At 62.7% G+C, this 15,320-nt stretch carries 15 protein-coding genes and 1 pseudogene; 10 read left to right on the forward strand and 6 right to left on the reverse strand.

Annotated elements, in window-relative coordinates:
• The first annotated feature begins 4 nt into the window (after positions 1–4).
• From BN948_RS07125 to BN948_RS27200, 10 genes and pseudogenes are all read left to right on the forward strand, one after another.
• A complete protein-coding gene (locus BN948_RS07125; protein ID WP_009518720.1) occupies positions 5–232 on the forward strand; it encodes a hypothetical protein in 228 nt (75 codons plus the stop codon).
• On the forward strand, positions 229–441 hold the full coding sequence (locus tag BN948_RS07130; RefSeq protein ID WP_009518719.1) for a hypothetical protein: 213 nt from the start codon (positions 229–231) through the stop codon (positions 439–441). Before BN948_RS07125 ends, BN948_RS07130 begins: the two co-directional genes overlap by 4 nt.
• A complete protein-coding gene (locus tag BN948_RS07135) occupies positions 441–2,714 on the forward strand; it encodes a phage tail protein (RefSeq protein ID WP_009518718.1) in 2,274 nt (757 codons plus the stop codon). The genes BN948_RS07130 and BN948_RS07135 overlap by 1 nt, the downstream gene beginning before the upstream one ends.
• Entirely contained in the window at positions 2,714–3,310 is a 597-nt protein-coding gene (locus BN948_RS07140) for a glycosyltransferase family protein (protein WP_009518717.1), read from the forward strand. Before BN948_RS07135 ends, BN948_RS07140 begins: the two co-directional genes overlap by 1 nt.
• 2 nt (positions 3,311–3,312) lie before the next feature.
• Complete coding sequence (locus BN948_RS07145; protein WP_009518715.1) at positions 3,313–3,663, forward strand: DUF2793 domain-containing protein; 351 nt, start codon at positions 3,313–3,315, stop codon at positions 3,661–3,663.
• A 65-nt stretch (positions 3,664–3,728) separates the two neighbouring features.
• Positions 3,729–4,034, forward strand: a complete 306-nt coding sequence (locus BN948_RS07150; protein WP_009518714.1) for a DUF6127 family protein — start codon at positions 3,729–3,731, stop codon at positions 4,032–4,034.
• On the forward strand, positions 4,031–4,255 hold the full coding sequence (locus BN948_RS07155; protein WP_035620921.1) for a DUF7940 domain-containing protein: 225 nt from the start codon (positions 4,031–4,033) through the stop codon (positions 4,253–4,255). Before BN948_RS07150 ends, BN948_RS07155 begins: the two co-directional genes overlap by 4 nt.
• Positions 4,252–4,755: a lysozyme gene (locus tag BN948_RS07160; protein WP_009518712.1), complete on the forward strand. Its 504-nt coding sequence runs from the start codon at positions 4,252–4,254 to the stop codon at positions 4,753–4,755. Before BN948_RS07155 ends, BN948_RS07160 begins: the two co-directional genes overlap by 4 nt.
• A complete protein-coding gene (locus BN948_RS07165; protein ID WP_009518711.1) occupies positions 4,752–5,252 on the forward strand; it encodes a hypothetical protein in 501 nt (166 codons plus the stop codon). Before BN948_RS07160 ends, BN948_RS07165 begins: the two co-directional genes overlap by 4 nt.
• 1 nt (position 5,253) lies before the next feature.
• Positions 5,254–5,388, forward strand: a pseudogene (locus BN948_RS27200) (glycoside hydrolase family protein); the annotation flags it as partial.
• Positions 5,389–6,463: 1,075 nt separating this feature from the next.
• On the opposite strand, the gene BN948_RS26925 reads toward BN948_RS27200, so the two are convergent.
• The 6 genes from BN948_RS26925 to BN948_RS07200 are packed head-to-tail and all read right to left on the reverse strand — an operon-like array spanning position 6,464 to position 15,318.
• The gene (locus tag BN948_RS26925; RefSeq protein ID WP_009518709.1) at positions 6,464–7,249 is read right to left on the reverse strand and encodes a PD-(D/E)XK nuclease domain-containing protein; all 786 of its coding nucleotides are present in this window, start codon (positions 7,247–7,249) and stop codon (positions 6,464–6,466) included.
• 3 nt (positions 7,250–7,252) lie between these two features.
• Positions 7,253–9,988: a phospholipase D-like domain-containing anti-phage protein gene (locus BN948_RS07180; RefSeq protein ID WP_009518707.1), complete on the reverse strand. Its 2,736-nt coding sequence runs from the start codon at positions 9,986–9,988 to the stop codon at positions 7,253–7,255.
• A gap of 11 nt (positions 9,989–9,999) precedes the next feature.
• Positions 10,000–12,978: an anti-phage-associated DUF1156 domain-containing protein gene (locus BN948_RS07185; protein ID WP_009518706.1), complete on the reverse strand. Its 2,979-nt coding sequence runs from the start codon at positions 12,976–12,978 to the stop codon at positions 10,000–10,002.
• Positions 12,965–14,023 (reverse strand): type II toxin-antitoxin system antitoxin DNA ADP-ribosyl glycohydrolase DarG, encoded by a 1,059-nt coding sequence (darG, locus tag BN948_RS07190; RefSeq protein ID WP_009518704.1) that lies wholly within the window; start codon positions 14,021–14,023, stop codon positions 12,965–12,967. Before darG ends, BN948_RS07185 begins: the two co-directional genes overlap by 14 nt.
• An 18-nt stretch (positions 14,024–14,041) precedes the next feature.
• Positions 14,042–14,689 (reverse strand): type II toxin-antitoxin system toxin DNA ADP-ribosyl transferase DarT, encoded by a 648-nt coding sequence (gene darT / locus BN948_RS07195; protein WP_009518703.1) that lies wholly within the window; start codon positions 14,687–14,689, stop codon positions 14,042–14,044.
• Complete coding sequence (locus BN948_RS07200) at positions 14,686–15,318, reverse strand: anti-phage-associated DUF3780 domain-containing protein (protein ID WP_009518702.1); 633 nt, start codon at positions 15,316–15,318, stop codon at positions 14,686–14,688. Before BN948_RS07200 ends, darT begins: the two co-directional genes overlap by 4 nt.
• Positions 15,319–15,320: the final 2 nt, after the last annotated feature.

Consider the following 15,320-nt stretch of genomic DNA (forward strand, 5'->3'; position numbering starts at 1 on the left):
TTCCATGTGGTACCTCGTCGTCATCGTGGTGGCGGCGCTGGTGTCGGTCGCGCTCGCGCCGAAACCGCCCGAACCCAAACCGGCATCGCTTTCCGACGTCGATGCACCCACCGCCGAAGAAGGCCGACCGATCCCGGTCGTGTTCGGCACCGTGCTGCTGCGCGGGGCCAATGTGGTCTGGTACGGCGATCTGGCCGCCGATCCGATCCGCAAGAAAGGTGGAAAGAAATGAGCATCGATGTGATCGTCACCATCGACGACGTGCGCGCCGTGGGCCTGTGCGTGAACGGCTCGCGTGCGTGGTTTGAACGGCACGCTCTGGATTTCCGTGCCTTTCTGCACGACGGCGTGGCCTCCGACACCTTGCTGGCCACGAATGACGCGATGGCCTTGCGTGTGGTCGAGCACGCCCGCGCCCGATTTGCGCAGGAGCACGGCTGATGGGCGGCAGCAGCAAGAAGCAAACCGTCGGCTACCGCTACCGCATGGGTCTGCATCTGGTGCTCTGCCAAGGCCCGGTCGATGCCGTGCAGGAAATCCAGATGGGCGAGCGCACAGCGTGGGGCGATGCCGACCGTGGCCCGCTGTCCAGCGGTCACGGCCTCGCCAGTCTGTCCATCAACAAGCCGACGTTGTTTGGCGGCGACGAGCGCGAAGGCGGTGTGATCGGCACCATCGATGTACTACCCGGCAACTCTGGTCAGGGGCGCAACGATTACCTGATGGCGCGTCTCGGCAGCGCGATTCCGGCATTCCGGGGCGTGCTGTCGCTGGTGGCGCGGCAAATCCAGTTCGCCGCCAACAATCCCTACCTCAAACCGTGGGCGGTGCGTGTGCGCCGTTTCACGGCGGGCTGGTTTGAAACACCGTGGATGGAGTGGAACGCCGAGGTGCGCGTCTGGGATGACGACAGCGGCCAGGAGGTAAGCGTGGGCATGAACCCGGCGCACATTCTGGTGCAGTGCCTCACCGATCCGCACTGGGGCATGGGCTATCCGCAGGACTGCATCGGCTGGAGTTTCTGGAACGCGGCGTGGGCGTTGTCGGACGAGGGCTTCGGCCTGAACCTGATCTGGACGCGCCAGCAATCCATCGAGAGTTTCATCGGTCAGGTGATCGACCACATCGGCGGCATCCTCTACACCGATCCGGAGCAAGGCACCTTCGAGCTGAAACTGCTGCGCGACGACTACTGGATCGACAGCCTGCCGCAGTTGGGGCCGGACGAGATCGTGCGACTGGAGCGTTTCGAGCGTGCGCAGTGGGGCGAACTTCCGAACGAACTGAGCGTGGTCTACACCGACTGGCAAACCGGCGGCGACACCACCGTCACTGTGGAAAACCTCGCCGCCATCCAGTTGCAGGGCGGCGTGATCAACCAGCGCCGCAACTATCCGGGTGTGAACTATGGGCCGCTGGCCGCACGGCTGGCGCTGCGCGATCTGCGCGCCTTGGGGTCGCCGTTGGCGCGGATGAGCCTGACCGTAGCGCGCGACACCTTGGAACGCGCGCCGCTGCCGGGCGATGTGTTTCTGCTCAACTGGCCGCGTCTGGGCATCGACCAGATGGTGGCGCGCGTCACCAGCATCGACACCGGCACGTTGGGTGCAGCCGAATGGCGCATTGATGCGATGGAAGATGTATTTGGCCTCGACAGCGCTGTTCTGGCCCCGCCGCCACCCATCATCGACGAACCCACACTGGAGCCGCTGCCGCCCGCCCTGGTGCTGGCGGTGGAGATCCCGTATTGGGAACTGGCGCGCACCTTGTCGCGGGCCGAGCTGGATTACCTGACCGACACCGATGCGGCAGTGGGCGCGCTGGCGGCGGTGGGTGGTGCCGGGCAACTCAACTGGCAGCTCGCCACTGGCGCATCGGCGGGCGACATCGAGGCCATCGCCAGCGAGGACTATGCGCCGCTGCTCACGCTCGACGCGGCTTTGTCCGCCACCGAGGCCGATGCCATCGCGGTGTCGGTGACAGCGATCAGCCAACCGGAACGGCTGGCCGTGGGCAGCTACGCCTATCTGGTCGATGCCGCTGGCGAAATCCGCGAAGCCGTCGCCGTGCTGGCCTTCGATGCCGGTGCGGCCAGCATCGATCTGGCGCGCGGCGTGCTCGACACCACGCCGCAGTCGCACGCCAGTGGTACGCAGTTGATCGGCGTCGGCGAATGGCTGGCTGCCGAAGGGACGGAACGTGCACCGGGCGAATCCGTGTTCGTGGCCGCGATACCTCGCACCTCGACCGATCAGGGCGATGCGGAACTGGCCGCCAATGGCCAGCCGCTGCTGCTCACCGGTCGGCAGGCCTTGCCGTATCCGCCCGGGCGCATCCGCCTCAACGGCCAGATCGAGCCTGCCGTGATGGCCGGTGATCTCGCCGTGGCGTGGGCGCACCGCGACCGCATCCAGCAGACCGCCTACCTCGTGCAACAAGACGAGGGCGACATCGGCCCGGAACCGGGCGTGACCTACACCGTGCGCATCCGTGATCGCAACGACACGCTGGTGTATACGGCGTCTGGTATCGCGGGAACGGATTTCGTGTGGGACGTGGCCACGGCTGCCACAGACGCCGGGGCGCTGGGCGACCGCATCAGCGTGGAAATCAGCGCCGAACGCGACGGGCTGGAGAGCTGGCAGCCGCAGGCGCGCGTCATGGATCGCGCGGGCTACGGCCTGCGCTGGGGCCAGTATTGGGGAGGAAACTGATGGAGCCGCGCATCGATGTGCATCTGCTCACCCTGAACGAGCCTGTCGAATGGCGCGAGGCCTGCATCGCCAGCCTCGACGGCGCGCCGATCCAGTTGCACGTCGTGCCGGGCATTGCCGGGCGCATCGGTGAAGCCCGCGCCGCTGGCTACGCGCAGGGTGCTCTGCCGCTGGTGTCCTTCGTCGATCCCGACGATCTGTACGAGGCCAGCGCCTTCACGCAACTGGCCGACGCGCTGGATGCCTGCCCGCAAGCGGTGATGGCCTACAGCGACGAAGCGCTGATGGACGAAGCCGGGCGCAACATCGCGGTGCGGCGTCTGGCCTACAGCCGCTGGCAGCACGCCAACAGCGCCAGCCACGTTCACGGCCTGATCGTGATGCGCCGAACTGCCGTGGAAGCCGCGCTCGCGGGAACCGCTGACCTCAACAACTTCGCCGACTGGCTGCTGACCCTGCTGGTCGCCAAACGTGGCGGCGTGCTGCACCTGCCCATCGTCGGGCGGCGCTGGCGGCAACACCCGAAACAAAGTCATCGCAGCGGCGATCCCGAATCCGTCCGGCGCATCCGGCAAGCCGCCCATCTCTGGAGATAAGCATGTCATCGACCGATCCGAACCTTGGACTCACCTACGGCTGGACGCTCGGCGAGTCCGGCTGGGCCAGCGGCATGGACGCCAATCTGAAACGCCTCGGCGCGACAGTGGGCCTGTCCGTCAAAGACCGCGATCTAACCGCGCCACCGGCCAGCCCCGCCAATGGCGACCGCTACCTCATTCCTGCCGCCGCCACCGGCGCGTGGGCAGGCAAGACTAACCAGATCGCCGTGCGCATCGAGGGCGTGTGGGAATACCACGCGCCCAAGGTCGGCTGGCTTTGCTACATCGAGGACGAGGCCAAGCTCAGTGCCTACAAACCCGCAGGCTGGAGCGCGGGCATCGCCATCTGATTTCCACTTACCCGCAACCACCCGAACCCGCCCCCGAGGCGGGTTTTGCATTTCTGGAGACTGCAATGACCGAACCCGAACAACAACAGCCTGCGCTCGTCGAGAACATGCTTCTCCTGCGCCGCGAGGACTTTGACGAACTGCTCGACCGTGCCGCCGAGCGCGGTGCCGGACGTGTGCTGGCCCACCTCGGCCTCGAAAACGGCCACGCCGCCCGCGACATCCGCGAACTGCGTGATCTGCTGGAGGCATGGCGCGATGCCCGCCGCACTGCGTGGCAGACCGCCGTGAAAGTCATCACCACTGGCCTCTTGGCCGCGCTGCTGGTCGGAGCCGCCATCAAGTTGAAGCTGATGGGAGGCCCGCAATGACCGCCCGCAAGATCTACCTGCTGGACGACTGGCGCAAGATCGAACGACACGCGTGGAGCATTCGTCTGTCCATCGTCGCGGCCATCTTCACGGCGGCGGAAGTGGTGGTGCCGCTGTTCAGCGACGTGCTGCCGCGTGGCGTGTTCGTGCTGCTGGCCTTCAGCGCCAGCATCGGCGCGGCGATTGCACGCTTGGTGGCGCAGCCGGAGATGCACCGATGATCCGGCCACCGCAATGCAGAACTGTGGCCGCGCTGACGCTGTCCGCCGCCGCGCTGGTCGGCATCGTGCTGCACGAGGGCTACACCGACCGCGCGGTGATTCCGGTCAAGGGCGATGTGCCGACTATCGGCTTCGGCACGACATCGGGCGTAAAGATCGGCGACACCATCACGCCGCCGAAAGCGCTGGCGCGGGCGCTCACCGATGTGCAGCAGTTCGAGGGTGCGCTCAAGCAATGCGTGACCGTGCCGCTGGCGCAGCATGAATACGACGCGCTGGTGAGCTTCTCCTACAACGTCGGCAGCCGCGCGTTCTGCCAGTCCACGCTGGTGAGGAAACTCAACACCGAGGACTACGCCGGAGCGTGCGCAGAACTGCTGCGCTGGCGCTTCTTCCAAGGTAAGGACTGCGCGCTGCCCGTCAATGCGCGGCTGTGCGGTGGCCTCGCTACGCGGCGTCAGGCCGAGTACCGCCAGTGCCTCGGGGAGAGCACGCCATGACGCTGATCCCTTGGCCGTACCGCCTGCTGGCCTTGGCGTTACTCGCCGCCGCGCTGATCGGCTTCGGCTGGATCAAAGGGGCCGGGCACGTTCAGGCGCAATGGGACGCCGCCATCCAGCAACAAACCCTGCAAGCCGCCACCATGCGCCAGCGTCAGGCCGAAGCCACCGTCAAGGTCGTCACCGAGTACGTCGACCGCGTCCGCGTCGTCCGCGAGAAGGGCGACACCATCATCAAGGAGGTTCCCGTCTATGTGCCCGTTCAAGCCGATGTTGCTTGCACTATCAACCGTGGCTTTGTGCGCCTGCACGACGCTGCCGCCGCCGGTGATCTGCCCGAACCCGCCGGAGATGCTGATGCGGCCGCCGCAAGAATTGCGCTTTCTGCCGTCGCCAGAACCGTCGCCAGCAACTACCAGACCTGTCACGAAAACGCCGAGCAACTGAGGGCGTTGCAGGCGTGGGTGAATGAGATGAAGGCAATTGCCAAACATTGAGTGTCGCGTGAACCAGCGAGACTGGCCCGGTGCAGCGCGGGAACTGCTGCGCAGGGTCTATGGCGGCGGGCGGGTGTTGCCGGGGTTGGTTTCGCGCCGTGCTGCTGAAGCTGCCTTGCTGGCTTCGGCTCGTTGAGCCGCTTCCAGATCCACAATGCGGGCATCCAGAGCCTTCATCTGCTCCCGAAGAGCCTGATTCTCCCGTTCGACGGTAGATCGCTGCTGATTTCCTTGCTCGATGACGGTCAGCAACTTCACCTGCCATTGATCGCCGGAGGTGTTGTTGTCCCGGTCTTGGAAGAATGAGAAGCCCGCGAAAACAGCAGCGACCAGCGACAAGACTGCCGAAGACGCAACAGACCACAACGCGATCTTGATTTGTGTGCGTGTGGACTGATCGGTTTTCCGGTCGCGCTCGTCCATCTGCTCCATCAGGGTCGTTGCAGCTTCCGCCAAATCTTTGAGAGTCTTGGCGGATTCGGCAGTCATCTTCCCCGTCAGGCGCGTCATCTCCATTTCTTCTGCACGCTCTTCCGCGCGTTCGCGTACTTGCTGCGCCATCTGCATGTTCAAAGCATCAAAGTGATCCGTGCGAATAGGCTGGATTTCCAATGGCGCTGGCTTTGCAATTTTCGTGAGCTCCTCGTAGGCACTCAAGGTCGACCCTAAGGCCGATGTGCTCTTGCGAACTTGATCGAAAAGACTTTGCGCAGAGCCGAACATTTTCTCGTGCATTCGCTTCGATCTCTGGTGATAGTCCTCGACTTCGGCCTTGAGTAACCGCACCAGATAGACAGACGCCGTCTCATCGGCTTCTCGCACGGCAGGCGTGCGCTCTTGCGAACCTTCGCGGATCGTCTGCCACGCTGACGACTGGGCATAAGCGTCAGCAATCCGCTCGATCTCGTCGTTCGAGAGATCAGCAGTAATCGCGGCATCGAGCGGAACGCGCTCCGGTGCTTCGTCGGATTCAACGGTCAAGCTGCCAATGCTCGGCAGGAAAGCCCTGATCTGGCTGACCGCATCGCCAGGTTTGAGCTTCCCGAAATCAGTCATGTCACGCACCCGCAGCGGATACAGGTAGACGCGGCCCGCCAAGGTCTCGACTTGTGCGGCAGGCTTCGACCGAAGCAGCAACTTCAATGTGTTCTTCTTCGGCTTCTCGCCGGATGGCGGATTCTCTTGCGTCACGGACAGAACCTCATGGCTCTCTACGTTCCCTTCGGGCCAACGATGATCCTCACCGGCATCTTGGCCGGAGTTTTTTCGAGGTCGCGCTCAAGGCCAACCGGGTTTCCAATTCGTCCCTCTGGGTCGTAGATGAAGCAGACAAGCTGCCTGCAATCCGGGTGCGCCTGATAGCGGGCGACGTCAACCAGCAACTGAGCGCCAATATCCGAGACGCTGAGTCCTTGCCGTGTCTTCTTCACCTCGATGACAATCCCTTCTTCCTTCAGCAGAAAATCGGCCCTTGCCGATCCCCCGGCGTAGCTCGGCGTCCATTCTTCCCGACGCACGTCGTCGAAGTTCAGTTTCAGCAGGGCGTGGAGCAGGTCTTGGACGTCGTATTCGTCGTTGATTTCCAGTGTCGTTCTGTTGGAGTGCCGGACGCGAAGCTGTCGCGCGATCATGTGAAAGCGCAGACACACCTGTTCCAATGCGCCAAGTACCCTTGTCGGGCTATCGGAATCGGAGTCCAGATCGTATTCACGAATCTCATCGATCATTGAGGACAGAATTGACTTTGCAGTATCCAGCCCGCGTAGATACGCCTCATGGAAGTCAGAGTCCGGCGTGCTGGTCGTGAAGATACTCAAGGAGTAACGAATCTCAGAAAAATCCGCCGAGTGGCGGCTATCAGTCCCGAAAATCCTCTGCACAGCCACTTCGGTGTCACGCTGCCACTTTGTGAACTCTTGCGAACGGCGCGATGAGCGCAAGCCATCAATGGCGGCACGCTGCCGTTCCAAGATTTCTATTGCGCGATCAGGTTCCATGATTTATCCCCACGCCGTGCTCATCAGCGTGGCGAGATCGCGCCTCGAAAGCACTTCCGAGAACTCGCGCCAATCTTTTTCCGGCGGCATCATCGTGCCGGTGTAACGCAGATCGAAGCCCGTCGCGGTCTTCTGGGCGTTGATGTATTCGTCCAGCCGTTCGCCCAGCGTCTCGATGTCATCAATCCACCCGTCCTTGATGGTGTCCGGCAGCGAGCCAAATAGGTCGTAGCGATTCTTCATGCGTTCGGACAGGCGTTCGTAGATTTTTTCGTCTACGGTCTGCTCGAAAACGAGGTTCAGCATGTCCACGGTTTCACGCCGTTGCCCAAAGCGTTTGATGCGTCCAATGCGCTGTTCGAGCCGCGTGGGGTTCCACGGAAGATCAACGTTGATCAATGTGCCCAAGGTTTGCAGGTTCAAGCCCTCGCACGCGGCGTCGGTGGCCACCATGACGCGAATCTGATGCTCGGCCACCATGCGCTTGAGCGTTTCGCGTTCGACGGTCACGCTGTCGCCGCGCTGGTAGAGGCGGCTGCGGCCTGCGCCTGCGTACAGGCCGATGGCTTCTTCCGGATAGCGGGCTGCCAGAGAGTTAGCCAGCCATTTCGCCGTGTCGTAATACTGGCTGAAGATGATTACGCCCAAGCCCAGCCACTTCTCCTTGTCGAGGAAGTGGACGACGGCTTCCATCTTAGGATCGGTTTCCAACCGTTCGAGCCGGGAGATCAGGCGTTGCAGCACTTCGCGTTCTTCGCCCGTTTCGATCTTGATGTCGGCTTCCTGCTCTTCGTCTTCCTCGTGCTCGGAATTACCTTGCAGCAAGCGCCGCGCCGTCGCCAATCCTGCGTGGATGCTGGAGCAGATGCGTTGCTCCATCAGATTTTTCATGAAACCGCTGCCCTTGCCACGCTTGGCCAGCGCCTTGCCGAAGGCGCGGGCTTCGCCATACGCCTGCCGGAAGTCCTCCGACGTGCGCAGCGCCTTGCCCTCGAACAAGGCATCGAAGGCGCGTTGTTCCGATACCTGCTCGCGTTCCGGATGGACGTCCACGCCCACGCGAGCCAGAAGATCTGCATCTTCAAGCTGCTGGCGCTTGCGCAGCACGACGTGGCGCACCAACGGGTTCTCGCGCTGGAACAAGGTGGCGCCGGCGATGCGGCGTTCCAGTTCCTCCTCCAGAATCTCCCGCGTTTCCTCCGTCAGGTCGGCCAGCGAACGGTTGGTTTGCCACTCGCCATTCTGTAGCCCCAAGTCTTGCCGAATGGCGGAGAACAAGCGCCGGGCGCGCGGTTCGCTGGTTGATTCCATGCGTGGCAGCGGCGAGCGCAGCAGTTCCCAAGCATGGGCAAGCGTCTCCACTTCTACGCGGCCCGCGAGGATGTCGAGCACTTCGTCAGGCCGGTGCCACGGTGCAAGGTCGTGACCCAGCACGAAGCGCCCCGGGCCTTGGTGCATGATACCGAGCAAGTCCCATAGATCGGCGGGGTTGGTCTGGATTGGCGTGGCCGTACCCAACAGCACATGGTCAGCCCGCGCGGCGATCTCACGCATGAAGGCCAGCAGTTCGTTCGGTGTTCCAGCTTCCTTGCCGAAGCCCTGACGCGTTCTGGCCTTGTGCGCTTCATCCAGAATGACGACGCCAAAGCGCATGCCCAGCAGATGCTGCTTCTCCAGCGAATCGCGCATCATCAGACCGGTGGAGACGATGCCAATCCGCAGCGGGCAGTGAGCGATCTGCTCGCGCCCCGCAGGCGACAGAACGCGTTCGTCCGTATCCAGCCAAACCTTGCCCACGGTATCCCAACGCGCAGTCGGAATGCCCAGCTTGTCCAGCATTTCAGTCTGCCATTGCTCGGTCAGCGTGGCGGGAGCGAAGATCACCACCGGACGGCGCGGGCCATTGTCCTTGTCGGATAGCAGGCACAGAGTCAGTGCGGCGGTGGCCAGTGAAAGCGTCTTGCCCAAGCCCACCTCGTCGGCCAGCAGGAGACGCACCGTGCCGTACAGGCGCTGGTGCCGCAGGCACTCGGTCAGAAAGCCCTGCTGCCACGGCTGGAGTTGCTGCCCTTCGCGGTACAGCGGCGACTCGATCAGCGCCGCAGGCGCGAGGCTCTCGTCGTCCTCGATCTCGGTGAACTCGATCTCGCGCCGGTAGCCACGCCGATGCACTTCGCGGATCACGGCCTGCGGCAGCGGTTTGGCGGCGTTCCAGAGGAAGTCGAATTCTTCCTCAATCCACGCCACGCCTTCTGGCGATTCGTCTTCCCACAGAATTTCGTAGTGGCGCTGCCAGCCGCTGCGCGTTTCGTTCATCGAGCCGATGAAGCCCAGCCTGCGGCCGTCGGCCAGCGTGATCACACCCGCTTTGCCATGCACGAAGCCACAGATGTCGTCAGGCGCAACGCGAACTGCTTGCCCATGCTTCTGGAGAAAGGCGTCCAGCCGCCGGTAGCGTTCGCGGTTTAACAGCGCCTCGGCCTCCAGGCCGCGCTCGTTCCAGCGGCCCAGCATCTTGCTCTCGCGCAGTTGAGCCACCTTCAAGTCGTCCGGGTGGATGTCCACGTTGCAGACGATCTTGACCTCCGGAATCTGCTCCAGAGCTTCGCCCGCCACCTCGAACAGCGAGCTGGTGAAGTAGCCCGCGATGCGTTTGTAGCTTCTGGCACCGGCCAGATGCTGCATCAGGAAGCTGGCATCCAGCCGGTGAGTACGCGAGGAGAAGCGCCGGATGCTCATGCTTCATGCCCTCAATCGCCAAAGCGCAGATTTTTCAGGCGCGCACCCAGCACCTCGGCGGCGGTGCGTGCTTCAGGCTCTGGAGATTTGCGCTCAATGAAGACCAGCATATCCACCAGCAGGGGACGAACTTCAAGAAAGTCCACCATCTCGCCGCGCAGTTGATCAACGATGATCTGCGGCTCGGTGTCCTTGGACAGTTGCTGCAAGGCGATGATGAGCCGCCCCAGCCGCGTCGCCCCGATCTCGGTGGCGTCGGTCAGATCGCGCGAAGCGTATTCGCCCACACGTTTCAGGCGTGCATGGTTGGGGCGCATGTCGCCCATCACGCGGGCGTAGTCCTCGACGTGGAAGGCCTTGGCGAAGTTCTGGTAGTTGTCCAGCTTGGCCGAACCGGTGGTTTCCATGTCCAGCATCCGCAGCACGAAGCGTTCGATGCCTGTGAGCTTGGCCCAGGTATCTGCTGTCAGCCCTTCCGGCACCAGCAGACTCGACGCGGTTTCCGCTGCCTGCTGGACGATTTCATCCACCACCGTGACTTCGCCGCGCGTGCGCGGACGCAGCGCGAAGCTGATGACATCGTCGCCGCCGATGTGGGTGTAAGCCGTCAGCACCTTCAGCGCCGCCGCGTAGCCCGCCATCTGCAAGTCGGAATCGTTGAACACTGGTTCGCCGTGATGTTCCTTCACCGTGTCGTTCAGGTGCATCATGGATTCGATCTGGCGGGCCACCTCCTGACGCACGGCAGGCAGCAGGCGCTGCTTGAATCCAGTGCGCTCGCCAGCGGCGCGCTTCTTGAGCATCAGGATGACCGTACCCTGGACGTAGCCGCCTTTCTTCAGTTCCGAGGTGGTTTCGGTGGCGATGTACCACGCGGCCACCACTTGCAGGCCAGCCGCCCAGAAGATGCCGATCAGGTCGCCCCAGACGCCGGTGTCCTGATGCGTGAACATCACGCACTGCATGCCGTTGTCGGGCATGTGCTCGGCCATCGCCTTGTAGGCGGCGACCATACCTTGCCGAAAATCCTCACCGGAACCCTTGATTGCCAGCGCCCGACGTGAGTCCCACACCCAGTCCGCGAACTCCTGCGGCGGGTTTTTGCGCAGCCATGCGATGAAGAACTCGGTGATCTCGTGGTAGTTGACAGCGTCGGCGTAAGGCGGGTCGGTGATCCAGAATTCGCAGTCCTGCGCGGGGCGATCTGCGGTTGCGGAAACGATGGATCGCCCGACTTCGGGCAGCGGTGCCTCTGCCATCTTGAAGGACGACACGCCAAATCCAAACCATGCGCGGGTTGCATAGTTGTAGAAAGTGTTGAGCGCCTGATTCGAGAACACCCCCTTGGGGCCGCCAAGCCCACCACCTTGTGCTGTTGCCCAGCGGCACAGTTTCGAGTTGAAATCCGCCGCCTTCGCCACATTGAGCCAGCCCAAAGAGGCGGCACTGGACGCGCGCCAGTGCTTGAGCATCAAGGCTTGCAGCAGCAACTGCCGTGCGTTGTAGAGGTGATGCCAGTGCGTCCAACCGCGCTCACGGAATAGACGGGTCGTCTCATCCCCCGGCTCAATAGGCATGTCAGACACCAAGCCTTCCTCTTGCCATTGACTCAGGTTCGTGGCGACGAGATCTTCCACGCGTCGCTCACGTTCCAGATCAGCGTCAGTTGGTGCGGCAAAGTAAGTTACCTGCCGTGCCTTGGTTAGCGTTGCCTTGGTAATCCAGTGGATGGCATAGAGGCGCTCCTGAAAAATGTCGTCAGGATGTGGCTTGAAGTCGCCTTTGTCCCAGTACCGTAGCCGATTACTGGTACTGCCATCAGAATTGCGGAAGTCGCCACGAAGGGTTTTGATGGGGGTGCGATAGGTCTTGCCATTCAGCGTATAGACCATGTCGCCGTCTTGCACGGTGCCGGACTCAGCCGCCGACACCGCCTTGGCCAACGCACCGGTGACGACTTCGATGTCGAACCGTTTGCGTTTCGGGTCTGGAACCAGTTTGGCAATTGCCCCTTGCTTGGGTGAAATCACCCAGCTCGGTGAGAGCGGAACCATCCAGCCGGTTTCAGGACAGCGCGCCTCAAGGCAATACAGATACGCTTTGGCGCGATTGCCCTTGGCGTCGTGTTCGATCTTGAGTTCGACCAAGTCCCGATCAACCGCCGCAAACACTTTCTGCTGGGCATCTTCCAACGCGGCGCGCTGTTCGGCAGCGGCACCGATGACGTTGAGCGCACCCCACGTCAACATGCAGGCGACGGGGTTGAGGTCAGAAGCGTAGGCGTCGCAGCCGATGCGCGCGGCCTCGAACGGGATGGAGCCACCGCCGCTGAAGGTGTCACCTACACGCGGACGATGGCCGTAGCGCAGGATGCCGAATTGTTCGACCAGTTCCGGCAGGGATTGCACGCCCACGCCCAAGTGTGCGTAGTGGCGATTGACCTCTGCCCACACCGGGGCGTAGAGCCAGTCTTGATCCACTTCCTCCGGGCGTTTGCCCAAACTGGCCTTTTTCTCGTAACTCGATAGCGTGGCCAACGCACGGCGGTACAAAACGAGTTTGTCATCGTCTGTGATGTCGCGTCGCCAGCCGCGCCCGCTGAAGTAGCGTTCGGAGTCGGAGATCGGGATGACTTCCGTCAGCGTCGTAGCCGAATAGGCGCTCGCGGCCAATGCACGACGTGCCAAGCCTTCGTCGTCGAAGGCCATCAACTTCTCGAAGATGGCAAGGTCGGCCTCTGCATCGTCGGTGGGCGGCAACAAGCTCCCCAAGACGATGGCACGCACCAGAATCAGCGGTTTACGTCCCTTCCAATACGACCCAAGCCCCGTTAAGGTCTGCGCTGCTACTGCTTTGCGTTCGCTCTGCGCCTCGAACGAAACCTTCTGCGCCGGGAAAACCGTTTCAATCAGCGCTGGCGCATCTTGCAATGCCAAGGGGGTGAGCGTTGTTTCTGTATTCATCACTTTCGCTTTTTCAATGAATCGCATCAGGCGCAGGCGACAGCCAGCCCTGTGACTTCAGGCGTTCTTCCGCGATGGCAAGCTGGCGGGGCGTAAATTGCCGCTTGCGCGCATTCCAGTCATAGACCTGACGCTCGACGCTGTCGTGCTGGGCCGCACCCTCACGGTTCATCACCCAATGCACGGTGGCCAGTAGCTCCAAACCGTAGGGCGACTCGAAGCCTTCGACCAGACGTGTGACGCGCTCGAAGCGGGTGCGGCTGATCTCGTGCTGGTCGAGGAAGCCCTTGGCTTCGTCCACCGCGCCGGGCACGAGGGAGAGGGGCTTGTCGGGTGCATCACCGCCGTCGGCATAACCGGCGATCAAGTGGCCTTCGACCGCACGCAACACATGGCGCAGGTTCTCCGCGTAAGGGCCGTAAGGAGCCTTGACGTACTTGAGCCGCAGCGGTTCACCGGCTTCCTGCATGAAGTACATGAGCTTGTGGACTTCCAGCAAGGTGACGAAGGGATCGAGCAAGCCGCCAAGATAGCGGTGGATGAGTTCGACCAGCGCCGCGCGACCGGCGGTCATCGTCGGTACTTCGCGCACATGGGCCATCTTGTCGTTGGCGGGGGCACCCTTGGGTTCGTACACGAGCACCTGCACGTCGTCCAGTTCCACCAGCGCACGCTCGATGCGCGGGCGTACCTCGTTCCAATCCAGCCCGCCCAAGCCACTGCCCAGCGGCGGGATGGCGATGGAGCGAATGCCTCTGTCGCGGATCACCTTGACCAGATCAATGAGACCCGCCTTGATGTCTTCGATGCGGCTCTTGCCGCGCCAGTGGCGCTTGGTGGGGAAGTTGATGATGAAGCGCGGCGGCGTGAGTTGACCGGTCTCGAAGACGAACATATGGCCCGGCTGCACGGTCTCTCGGTTGCAGGCGGCCTCGTAAGCCTTGAAGTTCTCTGGATACATGTTCTTGAACTGCAAGGCGATGCCTCGGCCCATTACACCGACACAGTTGACCGTGTTGACGAGAGCATCCGCCTCGCTCTTGAGGATGTCGCCGGAGGTGAATTCGATCATGGCTGTGCTCCGTTCATTTCAGTAATACCACTCTGACCGGACTTCGACCGTGGGCCGGTGTCCGTGCGCTGGAAGGGCGTTGACTACCTGCCGATATACATTGGCCGACTGAACGCCGATGCGCTCGATCAGATGCCACGGAAAACGGTGCTCCAGCAGGAACTCCGCCTGTTTGCCTTCTTTGTGTGCCCGCCAGTCACGGGCCTGCACGGCAACCCAGTTGATCTCGCCTAATCGCGCGATATCGTTGCGGTCTTCAAAAAAGTATGAGCCTGCGTTCGAGAGCGTGAAAGCCCAGCGCGCGGGCTGTGCGTTGGCCCATGCAACTGCGGCATGCAGGTCGACCTCGAAGTGCAAAATCGGGCCTTGTCCCTGGCGATATGCCAGTTCTGGATGGTTGCCCTGATAGATCAGGTAGAGCATCACCGAGCGCGGGCAGAAGTAGAACGGCACGCAGTCGCCGACATGCAGACCGGGGTGGCTGCCCAAGGGCAGTGTCAGTCGCCGCTGCTTGATGCTGCTCATGCCGATGGTCGTGCCCGCAGGCGCACGCCGGATGACCTCCGCATCGCACCACAGAAAGCTGTCGGCCACGATGGAGGGCAGACGATCCACATGGGCGATGTGGTAGATCTTCGGTTGCGGCGGCACGAGCACGGCATTCATGTCGTCTCGTCCCCGAACAGGTCGAGTGAGGGACGGCTTTCGTCTTGGCCACGGTCGCTGCGGCGCGCGCGCGGAGCCAGCAATTCGCTCTGCGCCACGTCGCCCAAGGCGTGCTTCAAGGCGGTACGCCAGCCCTTGCCTGCATCCATGAGGCCGCCCGTGCTCATCGCGGTCATGCCGAAGAGCCACCAGCGTTCTTCCGGGCGCAGCGCCAGCCAGTTGCGGACAGCGACCGGAATCTTCTCCGCGTCCATCTGCTCGACTGCCCACGCCAGAACGCACAGCTCCTTGCCGAGCAGCCGATCCACGGAGTTGTCGCCCACCTTCCACGCGCCGGGTTTCAGGCTATGCGCGGCCAAACGTGCGTTGAAGGCGCGCTGTACCTCGGCGCGGATGGCCGTCCAGCGCGAGCGATCCAGCAGGACACGGTCGATCACTGCGCTGTCGCCGCTGGTGGCCTGCAAACCGAGGTGTTCGCTGATCTGAACCTTGCCCGTGCTGCTCTTGGGAATGATGACCTTGAAGTGGTGCGGGTCGGAGGTCGCAGGCACACCGAAGCCCAGCGTGTGCGGCACTTGCGCGCGCGCTTTGGACGATTCGGTGCTGGCTGCGACCTTGGCTTGCGCCATTC

Source organism: Hydrogenophaga intermedia (assembly GCF_000723405.1).
Classification (GTDB): Bacteria; Pseudomonadota; Gammaproteobacteria; order Burkholderiales; family Burkholderiaceae_C; genus Hydrogenophaga; species Hydrogenophaga intermedia.